Origin of the sequence: Marinobacter alkalisoli (genome assembly GCF_045449855.1) — a bacterium.
GTDB lineage: Bacteria > Pseudomonadota > Gammaproteobacteria > Pseudomonadales > Oleiphilaceae > Marinobacter.
Map to the genome: position 1 here is coordinate 1 of NZ_JBJJLC010000045.1, position 13496 is coordinate 13496.

The 13496-nt window shown below is 59.3% G+C and carries 12 protein-coding genes; 11 read left to right on the plus strand and 1 reads right to left on the minus strand.

Annotation, left to right across the window (positions count from 1 at the left end; all coding sequences use genetic code 11):
- The first annotated feature begins 84 nt into the window (after window positions 1–84).
- Window positions 85–627 carry an oligoribonuclease gene (gene orn / locus ACJO5Y_RS16830; protein WP_406988839.1) on the plus strand — a complete coding sequence of 181 codons (543 nt, stop codon included), beginning with the start codon at window positions 85–87 and terminating at the stop codon, window positions 625–627.
- Here orn and queG read toward each other — a convergent pair.
- Window positions 622–1686: a tRNA epoxyqueuosine(34) reductase QueG gene (gene queG / locus ACJO5Y_RS16835; RefSeq protein WP_406988840.1), complete on the minus strand. Its 1065-nt coding sequence runs from the start codon at window positions 1684–1686 to the stop codon at window positions 622–624. The genes orn and queG overlap by 6 nt on opposite strands.
- A gap of 131 nt (window positions 1687–1817) precedes the next feature.
- On the opposite strand from queG, the gene ACJO5Y_RS16840 reads away from it, so the two are divergent.
- The 10 genes from ACJO5Y_RS16840 (at window position 1818) to ACJO5Y_RS16885 (ending at window position 13493) form a co-directional block, all read left to right on the plus strand.
- Complete coding sequence (locus ACJO5Y_RS16840; protein WP_406988842.1) at window positions 1818–3386, plus strand: NAD(P)H-hydrate dehydratase; 1569 nt, start codon at window positions 1818–1820, stop codon at window positions 3384–3386.
- A complete protein-coding gene (tsaE, locus tag ACJO5Y_RS16845) occupies window positions 3386–3916 on the plus strand; it encodes a tRNA (adenosine(37)-N6)-threonylcarbamoyltransferase complex ATPase subunit type 1 TsaE (protein ID WP_406988843.1) in 531 nt (176 codons plus the stop codon). The genes ACJO5Y_RS16840 and tsaE overlap by 1 nt, the downstream gene beginning before the upstream one ends.
- 5 nt (window positions 3917–3921) lie before the next feature.
- Window positions 3922–5283, plus strand: coding sequence for an N-acetylmuramoyl-L-alanine amidase (locus ACJO5Y_RS16850; protein ID WP_406988845.1), 1362 nt, complete (start codon window positions 3922–3924; stop codon window positions 5281–5283).
- Between the two features lie 20 nt (window positions 5284–5303).
- A complete protein-coding gene (gene mutL, locus ACJO5Y_RS16855; RefSeq protein WP_406988846.1) occupies window positions 5304–7226 on the plus strand; it encodes a DNA mismatch repair endonuclease MutL in 1923 nt (640 codons plus the stop codon).
- A 7-nt stretch (window positions 7227–7233) separates the two neighbouring features.
- Window positions 7234–8283, plus strand: coding sequence for a tRNA (adenosine(37)-N6)-dimethylallyltransferase MiaA (gene miaA / locus ACJO5Y_RS16860; protein ID WP_406988848.1), 1050 nt, complete (start codon window positions 7234–7236; stop codon window positions 8281–8283).
- A 34-nt stretch (window positions 8284–8317) separates the two neighbouring features.
- Window positions 8318–8569, plus strand: a complete 252-nt coding sequence (gene hfq, locus ACJO5Y_RS16865) for an RNA chaperone Hfq (protein ID WP_297791709.1) — start codon at window positions 8318–8320, stop codon at window positions 8567–8569.
- Window positions 8570–8688: 119 nt separating this feature from the next.
- On the plus strand, window positions 8689–9987 hold the full coding sequence (gene hflX, locus ACJO5Y_RS16870) for a ribosome rescue GTPase HflX (RefSeq protein WP_406988850.1): 1299 nt from the start codon (window positions 8689–8691) through the stop codon (window positions 9985–9987).
- Window positions 9988–10065: 78 nt separating this feature from the next.
- Window positions 10066–11253, plus strand: a complete 1188-nt coding sequence (gene hflK, locus ACJO5Y_RS16875) for an FtsH protease activity modulator HflK (RefSeq protein ID WP_406988851.1) — start codon at window positions 10066–10068, stop codon at window positions 11251–11253.
- Between the two features lie 2 nt (window positions 11254–11255).
- The gene (hflC, locus tag ACJO5Y_RS16880) at window positions 11256–12131 is read left to right on the plus strand and encodes a protease modulator HflC (RefSeq protein ID WP_406988852.1); all 876 of its coding nucleotides are present in this window, start codon (window positions 11256–11258) and stop codon (window positions 12129–12131) included.
- Between the two features lie 180 nt (window positions 12132–12311).
- On the plus strand, window positions 12312–13493 hold the full coding sequence (locus tag ACJO5Y_RS16885; RefSeq protein WP_406988854.1) for an ATP phosphoribosyltransferase regulatory subunit: 1182 nt from the start codon (window positions 12312–12314) through the stop codon (window positions 13491–13493).
- The last annotated feature ends 3 nt before the right edge of the window (window positions 13494–13496 follow it).

Sequence of the window (13496 nt, forward strand, 5' to 3'; positions counted from 1 at the left end):
CCGGCCATCCATGGCCTCCGACAGTCCCGGAGCGTGGCACCCGCCAGCACCCTGCACCAAACCGACAGTTTCGAGGAATAACGTATGGCGGACGTGAATAACCTGGTATGGATCGACCTGGAGATGACCGGTCTGGATCCTGAGAAAGAACGGATCATCGAAATGGCGACCATCGTCACCGACTCGGAACTGAACGTGGTTGCCGAAGGCCCGGTGATTGCCATCCATCAGTCAGATAGCCTGCTAGATGCCATGGATGAATGGTGCACCAAAACTCATGGTGAGAACGGTCTCACCCAGCGGGTGAAAGACAGCAAGGTGTCTGAGCGGGAAGCGGAGCAGGAAACCCTTGAGTTCCTGAAGCAGTATCTGGAGCCCGGCAAGTCGCCGCTGTGTGGCAACAGCATCGGCCAGGACCGGCGCTTTCTGGTGAAATACATGCCGGAACTGGAAGGCTTTTTCCATTACCGGAACCTGGATGTCAGTACCATCAAGGAGCTGGCGCGGCGCTGGCGGCCGGATGTGCTGGCGGGTGTGAAGAAGAAGGGCAGTCACCTGGCTCTTGACGACATTCGTGATTCCATCAACGAACTGCGCCACTACCGGGAAACCTTTTTCAAGCTATAGGCCGTGTTGTCTCAGTGCCCATTGGACGTGTTCCCGCACCATGTCTGATGGGTGGTCCGCGCGTTTCTTGAGGGCCTCGATTACCGGGATGGTGGAGGGCGCGTTGCCCAGGCCTACCGCCAGGTTGCGTAGCCAGCCTTCGTAACCGGTACGGCGTATCGCCGAGCCCTCGGTGCGTTTGAGGAACTGTTCTTCCGTCCACATAAACAATTCCGCCAGTTCGCTGTTGTTCAGGCCATGGCGGGGCTGGAAATCCGGTTCCTGAGTGGGTTTGCTGAACTTGTTCCAGGGGCAGACCAGTTGGCAGTCGTCGCAGCCGAACACCCGGTTGCCCATCAACGGGCGTAGTTCTTCCGGGATGCTGCCCTTGAGCTCGATGGTCAGGTAGCTGATGCAGCGGCGGGCATCCAGCAGGTGCGGGCCTTTGAAGGCGTCGGTCGGGCACAGCTCCAGGCAGGCGCTGCAACTGCCGCAGTGATCGGTTTCAAACGGCTGGTCCACCGGCAACGGGGCGCTGGTGAAGATTTCGCCCAGGAAGAAAAACGAGCCAGCTTTCGGGTGAATAACCATGTTGTTCTTGCCAATCCAGCCCAGGCCCGCACGCTGGGCCAGAGCCCTTTCCAGTACCGGTGCGCTGTCCACGAACGCGCGGTAATCGTAGCCGCTGACCGCTTCGTCAATGCGTTTGGCCAGGGTGGCCAGGCGCTTTCGCATCAGTTTGTGGTAGTCCCGACCCAGGGCGTAGCGGGTGACGTAGGCTTTTTCCCGGTTAGTAAGCGCTTCTTTCGGGCTGTCCGGTGACGCCAGGTAATCCATTCGTACAGAGATCACCCGCAAGGTTCCGGGCACCAGGGACGTTGGTGTGTAGCGCTTGTCGCCATGATCACCCATGTAGGCCATCTCGCCGTGGTAGCCTTTTTCCAGCCAGCTCCTGAGGCGTTCACCATGGACACCGGTATCCGGCAAGGTAATGCCTGCATCGCTGAAGCCCAGTTCCTGAGCCCAGGTGCGGATGGAATCGGGCAGGTTTTCAATGGCTTCGGTCGGTTTCGCGGTCATGGTCAGGCAAGCAGAATGAGCGTACGGAATTTTAATCTGATTAAGTTATGACCTTTTTCGCTGTTTTGCTATGCTTTACAGGTATCTGGCCAATTTTCTTAAACTGATTTCTTTAGCTGGAGCGCGGGTGCATGCCCCTGTCTGATTTACACAGTCTACCAGAAGACCTGTATTCCGCGGATGCAGTGCGGGAGATCGATCGTTATGTGATTGATCATCAAGGGGTTGATGGTTTCGAGCTGATGCAGGCAGCCGCCGCCTCGGTGTTCCGCCGCCTGATGAAGCGGTGGCCCGAGCCCGGCAGGGTGCTGGTACTTTGTGGCGCCGGAAACAACGGTGGAGACGGTTATCTGGTGGCGGCTGCTGTCCGTCGTCATGGCCTGGATGTGAGCTGTATTGCCGTGGCGCCGGTTGAAAAGTTGTCCGGTGATGCCCGTCTGGCCTGGCAGAAAGCAAAACAGGACGGCGTCGACATCATCGACTGTGGAAGTAGTGCCGCGGGAGAGCTGGATGCCCGTTTCGCTTCGGCGACCGTGATTGTCGATGCCATGCTGGGAACCGGTGTCGCGGGCGCTCCCCGGGAACCGTTCGCGGATATGATTCGTCGCTGTGAGGGCGCAGGGGTTCCGGTTGTGGCTGTGGATTTGCCGTCGGGACTGAATGCCACAACCGGTGCCGCAGCCGGGGATGTGGTGCGCGCGGATATGACCGTCACCTTCATTGGCCTGAAGGCGGGGCTGTTTACCGGTCATGGTCCGGAAGCCTGTGGCGAGATCTGTTTCGAATCTCTGGCCACAGAGCAGTGGCTTGAAGACAGTGGGCAGCTCCCCCTGGCGCGCAGGGTTGACTGGGCCGCCATGGGGGCGTTGGTGCCGCGCAGGCCGGTTACGGCCCACAAGGGGCGTTTTGGTCATGTGCTGGTGGTGGCCGGTGACCGGGGATTTGGCGGCGCGGGTATCCTTGCCGCCGAGGCGGCGTCCCGTGCCGGCGCGGGGCTGGTGACGCTGGCTACGCGGCCCGAGTACGTTGCGCCGGCATTGGCGCGTTGCCCGTCGATTATGGTCCAGGGGCTGATCCACGGGTCTGAGTTGCCCGCACTGCTGGACGCCGCAGATGTCATTGTGTGTGGCCCCGGGATCGGTCAGGGCCCCTGGGGGCAACAGATGCTGCAGCAGGTGGTGGCCAGTGGCAAGCCCAGGGTACTGGATGCCGATGCGCTGAATCTGATGGCATCCCGGGTTGCACTCAAGGATGATGACCATGTTCTGACCCCTCACCCCGGTGAAGCGGCACGGTTACTGGACTGCCAGCTGGCAGAGATCGAAATGGACAGGATCAAGGCCGTTACCCGATTGCGTGAGGTGTTTGGCGGCACAGTGTTGCTCAAGGGCGCAGGCACCGTGATTGCATCCGCGGAAGTCCTGCCCGGGGTGATTGCCGGGAGTAATCCGGGGATGGCGACGGGAGGCATGGGCGACGTACTTTCGGGTATCATCGGCGCCTTGTACGGGCAGCTTGGCAATCCATCTCTGGCGACCACCATGGGCGCGTGCCTGCATTTGGCCGCTGCCAACCTGGCCTCAGAGAGGCAGGGCTTTATGGGATTGCTGCCTGGTGATGTGATTGAAGCCCTGCCGCAGGTATTGGCAGAGGCAGAGCGAAATAACGGCGGTCTGGAAATGCTGGAGTCGAAAACGTGATGCAGTCTGATCAACCGGGGCTCCGGGTCTTCCTGGCTGACGAAGCCGCTACGGAAACGTTGGGGCGCCAACTGGCACAAGTGGTCTCAGGGGTCGGAGATGGCGTGACCGTCTTTCTGGAAGGCAACCTGGGCATGGGTAAGACCACGCTGAGCCGGGGTGTCATGAGGGGGCTTGGCCACGAAGGGGCCGTCAAGAGTCCGACTTATACCCTGGTGGAGCCCTATGAGCACCTTCGCCCGGCCGCTTACCATTTTGATCTCTACCGGCTGGGTGACCCGGAAGAGCTGGAGTATATGGGGATCCGGGATTACTTCGAGGGTGAAAATTTTTGCCTGATTGAGTGGCCGGAACGGGGGCAGGGCGTATTGCCGCGACCGGATCTGGTGATCACTCTCAGCCGGGAGGGCACGGGCCGTTCAGCGTGCCTGGTACCCGGAACACAGAACGGTGAGTCGCTGTTGGCAAAGTTACAGGATGCTGGCGGAATTCGACCCGGTGCAGTTGCGGGTCAGGACAAGAACAGGTGAGTCGTATGGATATCATCAGAACATCAGGCACGTCCCTGGCGGTAGGTTTGCTGGCTTTGCTGCTGGCTTTTCCTATGAGCGCCTGGGCGAGCAAGGAAGTGGAAGGTGTGCGTATCTGGCCAGCGCCAGATCACACCCGGCTGGTTCTGGATACTGCAGGCAAAGTGGAACATAACGTATTTTCCCTGTCTGGCCCGTCGCGGTTGGTCATCGACATGAAGAACGTCAGCCTGCAAGCCGATTTTTCGAAGCTGGATCTGACCGACAGCCCTATCCGGAGAATTCGCAGTGCACCGCGCAATGGTAACGACCTGAGGGTGGTGCTGGACCTCAAGAGTGATATCAAACCGCGCAGTTTTCAGCTGGAGCCCAACCAGCAATACGGCCATCGTCTGGTGGTTGATCTGATTGATGAAGGCGGGTTGAAAGTGCAAAAGGCCGCCAAGCCAACGGTGACAGAAAACGCCAATGGAAAGCGGGATGTCATTGTGGTTATTGATGCCGGTCACGGCGGCGAGGACCCCGGTGCTATCGGACCCCGGGGTACCCGTGAGAAAGACGTCGTGCTGTCCATGGCGAAAACCCTGCAGAAGCTTATTGATGAGAAGCCCGGCTTTACTGCAAAGCTGACACGCACCGGCGATTACTATATTGATCTTCGCAGCCGGACGTTGCTGGCAAGAAAGCATAATGCGGATCTGTTCGTGTCGGTGCATGCCGATGCGTTCCGGACACCGCAGCCCAGGGGCGCCTCAGTGTTTGCGTTGTCTGAGCGTGGCGCAACCAGTGAATCCGCCCGCTGGCTCGCCCAGAGTGAAAACCGTTCGGATCTGATCGGTGGCGCTGGCGGCGTGTCGCTGAATGGTCGTGATGAAATGCTGGCGGGCGTTCTCCTGGATCTGTCGATGACCGCGAGTATCAACTCCAGCCTGGGTATTGGCAGCTCAATCCTCGGCAAGCTTGGCAACATTACCAAGCTGCACAAGCGTGGCGTCGAGCAGGCGGCCTTTGTGGTGCTGAAGTCGCCGGACATCCCGTCCTTGCTGGTGGAAGCCGGCTTCATTTCCAACCCGCAGGAGGAGAGGAACCTTTCCAGCTCCGCCTATCAGCGCAAGCTGGCCAACGCAGTGTTTGAAGGGGTTTACGAGTACTTCTCCGAAACACCGCCTCCGGGGACGCTGCTGGCGGCCCGGAAGGCCAGCCGTCAGGGCGGGGACTCGGTTAGCCAATACCGGATTCGTCGCGGGGATACGCTCTCAGGTCTGGCGCGAGAGAACCAGACGACGGTCAGCGAACTGATGCGTTTTAACGGCCTGAACGACGACCGTGTTATGGTAGGGCAAACCATTCGTATTCCCGCATCCTGAACAAGAGGTTTTCCCGAAACATGCCCGCCATCCGATTGCTGACTCCACGGCTTGCGAACCAGATTGCCGCAGGCGAAGTGGTGGAGCGCCCCGCTTCCGTCGTCAAGGAACTGGTGGAAAATGCCCTGGATGCCGGCGCCAGCCGGGTTGACATCGATGTGGAGCAGGGCGGCGTTAAGCTGATCCGGGTGCGGGACGACGGCTCCGGCATCGGTGAAGCGGACCTGCCATTGGCTCTCAGTCGCCACGCCACCAGCAAGATAGAAAGCCTGGATGACCTGGAGGCGGTGGCCTCTCTCGGTTTCCGTGGCGAGGCCCTGGCCAGTATCAGCTCGGTGTCGCGGCTTGCGCTGACCTCCCGCACGGAGGATCAGGAAGCCGCCTCCCGGGTCGAAGTGGAGGGGCGCGACATGGATGCCCGCATCTCACCGGCGGCTCACCCCGTGGGCACCACCGTGGAAGTGCGGGATCTGTTTTTCAATACACCCGCCCGGCGCAAATTCCTGCGAACCGAGAAAACCGAGTTCAACCACGTTGAAGAGTGCGTTCGCAGGCAGGCGCTGAGCCGGTTTGATGCCGGATTCACTCTGCGTCACAACCAGCGGGTTATCCAGAGCCTGCGGCCGGCGGAGAATCCCCTCGACCGGGAGCGTCGTATCGGCTCCCTGTGTGGCCAGCAGTTTATCGACAATGCCGTGGTGATTGATGCCGAGGCCACCGGGCTGCGCCTGTGGGGCTGGGTCGCTCTGCCCACCTTTTCCCGCAGTCAGGCGGACCTGCAGTATTTCTTCGTCAATGGCCGGGTGATCCGTGACCGCCTGGTGGCGCACGCCGTGCGGCAGGCCTACCGGGATGTGCTGTACAACAACCGTCATCCGGCCTTTGTGCTGTACCTGGAAGTGGATCCGGCCACCGTGGATGTAAACGTTCACCCGACCAAGCATGAAGTGCGTTTCCGGGATGGCAGACTGGTACACGATTTCATTTTCCGCACGCTGCACAAGGCGCTTGCGGATGTGCGCCCGGATGACCATTTGCGTGGCGCCGTCGCCCAGTCCGCAGTGCGGGAAGAGGTTGGCGGCACGGGTGTGGCTGGCGGCGGTGCATCGCCGTTTGCCGGTGGCAGTGCCGCCTCACCCGCCGATCCGGGGATGTCCCGCAGTTGGGGGGCAACCGCGTCCGTATTTCCCACTGGGGGGAGCAGCGCGCATCAGCCGCAGCACGAATGGCAGGCGCGGGATCAGTTGGGCTTCTATCAGTCCCTGAACGAAGGCGGTGGTTTGGCCGGGCGAGAGCAGGGCGCCCCGGCACCGGATCTCACGGTGGGTCAGCCCACGCCGCCGACCGACAGCGAAGCGGAGCCGCCACTGGGCTACGCCATCGCCCAGTTGCATGGCATATACATCCTGGCCCAGAGTCGGCAGGGCATGATTGTCGTGGATATGCATGCGGCCCATGAACGTATTACCTACGAACGCATGAAGCGGGCGCTGGAAGCGCAGGACCTGAAAAGTCAGCCGTTGCTTGTGCCGGTGTCTCTGGCGGTCAGCCAGAAAGAGGCGGCCCTGGCGGAGACCCATGGCAACGAGCTGCAGCAGTTGGGGCTTCAGGTAGAACGCATTGGCCCCGAAACCCTGGCGATCCGGCAGGTGCCGGCCCTGCTGCGGGGTGCGGATACTGAGCAGCTGGTGCGCGATATCCTGGCCGACCTGATTGAAAACGGCCAGAGCGACCGGGTTCAGGCAGTGACTCATGAATTGCTGGGTACCATGGCCTGTCACGGCTCTGTCCGGGCTAACCGGCAGTTGACCATTCCGGAAATGAACACTCTGTTGCGGGACATGGAAGCGACCGAGCGCAGCGGGCAATGCAACCATGGCCGTCCGACCTGGACCGTGGTGACCCTTTCCGAGTTGGACAAACTGTTCCTGAGAGGGCGTTAGAAGCGTCATGAGCGAGCACCTGCCCCAAACATCCGGGCTTCCGCCTGCCATTTTCCTGATGGGGCCAACCGCTTCCGGCAAGACCGATCTGGCCATGGCGTTGTGTGACCGCTTGCCCTGCGACATCATCAGCGTCGACTCGGCGATGATCTACCGTGGCATGGACATAGGCACGGCAAAGCCATCCGCCGCTGAGCTGGCCCGGGCTCCCCATCGTCTGATTGATATCTGTGATCCGGCCGAAAGCTATTCGGCCGCTGATTTTCGACGGGATGCGTTGCGGGAAATGGAGGCTATTACCCGGGCAGGCCGGATTCCGTTGTTGGTGGGTGGCACTATGATGTACTTCAAGGCGCTGCTCCATGGCATGTCGAACCTGCCGTCCGCGGATCCAGTGCTTCGGCAGCAACTGGAGAATGAAGCGCAGGAGAAGGGCTGGAGTGCCCTGCATGACGAGCTGAACGCGCGAGATCCGGTGGCTGCCGGATTGATACACCCGAACAATCGCCAGCGGTTGATACGGGCCCTGGAAGTCATCAGGTTGACGGGTAAACCCATTTCAGAATTATGGCAACATCCCAGTGCGGGGGGCGACAACGGGAATAGCAAGTCCCTGAATATCGAGGATTACACCTATTTTACCCAATGGCAGGCAGACGAATCCCCCTCGCTTCCGTATACTGTAGCCCAACTTGCTGTTGCTCCGGCCGACAGAAAGGTCCTTCATGAGAGAATTCGCCTGCGTTTCATGAAAATGCTTGAGGCCGGCTTTCTTGAGGAAGTCCGGGCGCTGATGGCCCGGGAAGACCTTCATGTGGGCTTGCCTTCCATGCGTTGTGTCGGATATCGCCAGGCCTGGCATCACCTCGCCGGGGACGACGACTATGACACCATGATCAGCAAGGGCGTGGCGGCGACCCGCCAGTTGGCGAAGCGGCAGTTAACCTGGTTGCGCAAGTGGTCCAATGTGGACTGGCTCGACAGCGAAGATCAACATATCGCTGAAGAAGCCTTGAAAATTATCGGACTTCGCACCACATTTAACTCTGATAAATGACGATCTGCACTTACATATAAACAGGAGAAAACACATGTCAAAAGGGCATTCTTTACAAGACCCTTACCTCAATGCCTTGCGCAAGGAACGCATTCCGGTTTCCATCTTTCTGGTTAATGGGATCAAGCTTCAGGGCCAGATTGAGTCTTTTGACCAATTCGTGATTTTGCTGAAAAACACTGTCAGCCAGATGGTCTACAAGCATGCCATTTCCACCGTTGTGCCCGCCAGGAATGTCCGCATTCCGCCACAGGCTCCCGGCGGCGAAGGTGAGGTTGAAGACTGAGTTGTCCGGTTTTTCCGGTATTGCCACCCGCGCTTCCGACGAACCCTTGATGGTTCCGAGGGACGCGGGTGTTTGTTTTTATACGGCTAACGGTTTGACTGTTTCGGAGTTGTTACCACTTGTTTGAGCGTCCCGACGTTGGTGAAAGGGCAATTGTCGTCCATATTGATTTTTCCTCTCACGACGAGGCCGAAGACCCGGATGAGTTCCGCGAACTGGTCACGTCTGCCGGTGTTGAGCCGGTTGGTCAGGTGACTGGTTCCAGAAAACAGCCAAGCCCCCGCCTGTTTGTCGGGGAGGGCAAACTCGAAGAGATTCGCGACGCGGTTGCTGCCAATGACGCCGACGTGGTGTTGTTCAATCACGCGCTGAGCCCCTCCCAGGAGCGCAACATCGAGCGTGAGCTCCGATGTCGGGTGCTGGATCGTACCGGGGTCATCCTTGATATCTTTGCCCAGCGCGCGCGAACCCACGAAGGTAAGCTCCAGGTGGAACTTGCACAGCTTGAGCACATGTCGACACGACTGGTGCGTGGCTGGACCCACCTTGAGCGCCAGAAAGGGGGGATCGGTCTGCGCGGGCCCGGTGAAACCCAGTTGGAAACGGATCGCCGCCTGCTCCGTGAGCGAATCAAGTCGATTCACAAGCGGTTGGAGAAGGTGCGCCGGCAGCGTAACCAGGGTCGCCGGGCCCGCAAGCGCGCCGATATCCCCACGGTTTCCCTGGTTGGGTATACCAACGCCGGTAAATCAACCCTGTTCAACCACATCACCACCTCGTCCGTGTATGCGGCGGACCAGTTGTTTGCCACGCTGGACCCGACATTGCGGCGGCTGGAACTTCCGGACATCGGTCCGGTCGTAATGGCGGACACCGTCGGGTTTATCCGGCACCTGCCGCACAAGCTTGTGGAAGCCTTCCGCGCAACACTTGAGGAAACGACCGAAGCCACCTTGCTTCTTCATATCATCGACTGCCATGACAGTCGTCGTGATGAAAACATGGAGCAGGTCGAAGAGGTGCTGGCCGAAATTGGCGCTGACGAAATCCCGGTGCTTCAGGTCTTTAATAAAATTGATTTGCTTGATAATTTTATACCGCGTATCGAGCGTAACGAAGACGGTTTGCCCGTCCGGGTGTGGTTGTCGGCCGTCAGCGGCGAGGGCATCCAGGGGCTATTTGACGCCATCGTGGAGCGCCTGGCGGAGGATGTCATCCACCAGTTTGTGATGCTGGGTCCACGGGATGGCAAACTCAGGGCGCTGTTGCACCAGGCTGGATCGGTATTGAGTGAAGAGCATCGTGACAGTGGTGATACAGTACTGGAAGTCCGCCTGCAGCATCGGGACTGGCTCCAGCTATTGAGCCGTGCAGACATACAGGAAAAAGACATCAGATTAGATGCTCGGGGAAGGTAAACCGGCACTGCTATTGCCGGGGCGCTTATAAATCCCTAGTATTTGCAGCCATTCTATAAGTTAGGAACGGAGAGCATTATGGCCTGGAATGAACCGGGTGGTAACCGCAACGACAATGATCCATGGGGAACCGGTGGTGGTCGTGGCGGCAATGATCAAGGTCCGCCAGATCTCGATGAGGCGCTGAAAAAAGGTCTCGATAAACTGAACAGGATGCTGGGAGGCAAAGGTGGCCGTTCCGGTGGCTCCGGCGGTTCTTCATCCGGCGGTGGCGGCGGTTTTGGCGCCATTCTCGCGCTGGCTGCCATAATTGCGGTGGGTTACGTTGTATTCCAGTCCTTTTACACGGTCGACGAACAGGAGCGGGCTGTTGTGCTGCGGTTCGGTGAGTTCAGCCGTACCGAAGAGCCGGGCCTCCGTTTCAAGGTCCCTCTGATCGACGATGTCACCAAGGTTCGTGTCACCAATGTGCGCACGGCCGAATCCAGCGGTCAGATGCTGACCCAGGATGAAAACCTGGTGACGGTGGACCTTCAGGTCCAATACCGTGTTGGCGATGCGAAGGCGTACGTGCTGAATATCAGAGATTCCAATCAGGCGCTGGCATTTGCTACCGACAGTGCTTTGCGTCATGAGGTGGGTAGTTCCACACTGGATCAGGTGCTGACCGAAGGTCGTGTCGAGCTGGCGGTACGCGTTGAACAGCGGTTGCAGAGCTTCTTGCGTGATTACGGCGCCGGTCTGCAAATCGTGCGGGTGAACGTTGAAAGCACCCAGCCGCCTCCCGCCGTGCAAGATGCTTTCCGTGAAGTCCAGCGTGCCCGTGAAGATGAACAGCAGGTCAAGGAAGAGGCGGAAACCTACCGTAACAAGGTTGTGCCGGAGGCCCGTGGTCAGGCTCAGCGCATGATTGAGGAGGCCAACGCCTACAAGGAAGAGGTAATTGAACGCGCCAATGGTGAAACCGCGCGCTTCCTGGCCATGCTGCAGGTCTACAAGATGTCTCCGGAAGTGACCCGTGAGCGCATGTACCTACAGGCGCTGGAAGGCGTGCTGTCGAGCACCAGCAAGGTTCTGGTGGATACCGAAAGCAGTGGCAACATGATGTACCTGCCGCTGGATCGGCTGACCCAGGGCCGTATGGCCGGTGGTAGTAAAGGTTCGTCTGGCGGTTCCGGGGAGCAGATGAATATCCAGACCCTTACCGACCAGGTGATTCAGGAACTGCGTGGACGGCAGGAAACCGGCATTCGGAGGAGCAGATAATTATGGGACCCAAAGGTATAGTGGGCCTTGCAGGCGCCCTCATTGTAGTCCTGCTGGTTTTGTCGAGTGTTTACATCATTCCCGAGACCCATCGCGGCGTGAAGCTTCGCTTTGGTGAGTTGGTAGAAACGGATATGCAGGCGGGCCTGCACTTCAAGGTACCGGTGATCGATCAGATCCGGGAGTTCGATATTCGTGTGCTGACAATGGATCTGCCTTCCCGTCAGTACCTGACGATCGAGAAGAAGCCGCTGGATGTGGACTCCTATATCGCCTGGAAGATCCGCGATGTGGACCAGTTCTATCGGGCGACCGGCGGTGACGAATACCGTGCCCAGTCCCTGCTGCAGTCCCGGGTGGATAACGGCCTCCGTAATGAGTTCGGTGTACGAACCATGGTGGAGGTCGTCTCCGGGCAGCGCGACGAACTGATGCATACGCTGCGCGATCGTGCCAACGAGACTGCGATCAGTGAATTTGGTATCGAGATCCTCGATATTCGCGTCAAGGCGATCGAGTTTCCGGGTGAAGTGAGCGAAAACGTCTTTCGCCGTATGGCGACCGAGCGTGAAAAACTGGCCCAGGAATTCCGTTCCCGGGGCCGCGAGCTCGCTGAAGGTATTCGTGCCGACGCCGATCGTCAGCGCACCGTTGTACTGGCAGAAGCGTTCGCTGAGGCGGAAGAAACCCGCGGTGAAGGCGACGGTGAGGCTGCGAGAATCTATGCCGATGCCTATGGGTCGAACGAAGAGTTTTACAGCTTCTATCGTAGCCTGCAGGCATACCAGAACACCTTCTCCAGCAAGGACGACCTCATGGTGATCGACGCCAACAGCGACTTCCTGCGGTTCCTCAAGGATCCCCAGGGCGGCCGCTGAGAGTCATTGCCCTGACCTAAAACCGGAATACCTCGGTATTCCGGTTTTTTTGTGCCTGCCAACAGTGTAAAATTCTGCCGGTTTTGGTTCGGGTTTTCTCCTGCTCCGGACCTCACCCTAAAATCCTGTGCATTCCCCCCGGCTTCGGTTGCTGCGGGGCAGAACGGACAACGGAATCTCATGACAGTATCAGATCGCTGGTTACTGCCGGATGGCGTGGAAGACATTCTGCCGCCTCTCGCAGGACAGATAGAATCCCTGCGCCGGGATGTAATGGACACCTGCCAGCGCTGGGGGTACCAGCTGGTAATCCCGCCGCTGATTGAATACCTGGAATCCCTGTTTACCGGAACCGGCCACGATCTTGAGCTGCAGACGTTCAAACTGACCGATCAGCTGACCGGCAGGATGATGGGCGTTCGCGCGGACATGACCCCTCAGGCGGCAAGAATTGATGCCCACACCCTGGGGCAGGAAGGCATTACCCGGTTGTGTTACGCCGGCCATGTGCTGCATACCCGTCCACGGCACATGCTCACGGGCCGTACCCCGATCCAGGCCGGTTGTGAGCTGTTTGGCAGTGCCTCCGAAGCGGCGGATATGGAAGTGATCAGTCTGATGCTGGAGACCCTGCGGGTTTCCGGGATGCCCAGGGTGCACCTGGACCTGGCTCACGTCTCCATCTATGAAAGCCTGATGGGGGAAGCCAGTTTCGATCGGGATACCGAAGCGGCCATTTTTGACGCCATGGCCCGCAAATCCGTTCCCGAGCTGGACGAACTGCTCGGTTCCTGTGCTGCCGACTCCGCCGGTGGTCGTCTGCGGGAACTGGCCCGGGTCAGTGGCGGAGCGGAAGCTCTGCAAGAGGCCAGGAGGATCCTTGAAGGTGCGCCCGAGGCCCTGATTGGCGCCCTTGACCAGTTGGGCCGCGTGGCGGATATGCTGACCCGTGATTTCCCGGAAATCAGCTTCGGTTTCGATTTCTGCGAATTGCGCGGCTACAACTACCACACCGGTCTGGTGTTTGCCGCCTACGCGCCGGGCCACGGCGATGCGGTGGCCAAAGGTGGCCGCTACGATGCCATCGGTAGTGACTTCGGCCGCGCCAGGCCGGCAACCGGGTTCAGTCTGGACGTTCGTGCACTGGTCTCCCTGGGCGAGCGCGTGGTGCGCCGCACTGGCGCTGTGTGGGCGCCCGCCGATGCAGATCCTGCACTCGAAGGGGTAATTTCCGGACTGCGCCTGACGGAAACCGTGGTGCGGGCATTGCCGGAAGAATCGGATACCGACCCGAAAGCCAGGGGTTGTGACAGAGTTTTGGTAAAGCGTGACGGCCAGTGGGTCGTGGATCAACTGAGCTGAATT

Coding starts and splice junctions, on each gene's coding strand:
- hflK (WP_406988851.1), top strand. CDS start 10,066: ATGGCCTGGAATGAACCGGGTGGTAACCGCAACGACAATGATCCATGG.
- queG (WP_406988840.1), bottom strand. CDS start 1,686: ATGACCGCGAAACCGACCGAAGCCATTGAAAACCTGCCCGATTCCATC.
- ACJO5Y_RS16850 (WP_406988845.1), top strand. CDS start 3,922: ATGGATATCATCAGAACATCAGGCACGTCCCTGGCGGTAGGTTTGCTG.
- orn (WP_406988839.1), top strand. CDS start 85: ATGGCGGACGTGAATAACCTGGTATGGATCGACCTGGAGATGACCGGT.
- tsaE (WP_406988843.1), top strand. CDS start 3,386: ATGCAGTCTGATCAACCGGGGCTCCGGGTCTTCCTGGCTGACGAAGCC.
- hflC (WP_406988852.1), top strand. CDS start 11,256: ATGGGACCCAAAGGTATAGTGGGCCTTGCAGGCGCCCTCATTGTAGTC.
- mutL (WP_406988846.1), top strand. CDS start 5,304: ATGCCCGCCATCCGATTGCTGACTCCACGGCTTGCGAACCAGATTGCC.
- ACJO5Y_RS16840 (WP_406988842.1), top strand. CDS start 1,818: ATGCCCCTGTCTGATTTACACAGTCTACCAGAAGACCTGTATTCCGCG.
- miaA (WP_406988848.1), top strand. CDS start 7,234: ATGAGCGAGCACCTGCCCCAAACATCCGGGCTTCCGCCTGCCATTTTC.
- ACJO5Y_RS16885 (WP_406988854.1), top strand. CDS start 12,312: ATGACAGTATCAGATCGCTGGTTACTGCCGGATGGCGTGGAAGACATT.
- hfq (WP_297791709.1), top strand. CDS start 8,318: ATGTCAAAAGGGCATTCTTTACAAGACCCTTACCTCAATGCCTTGCGC.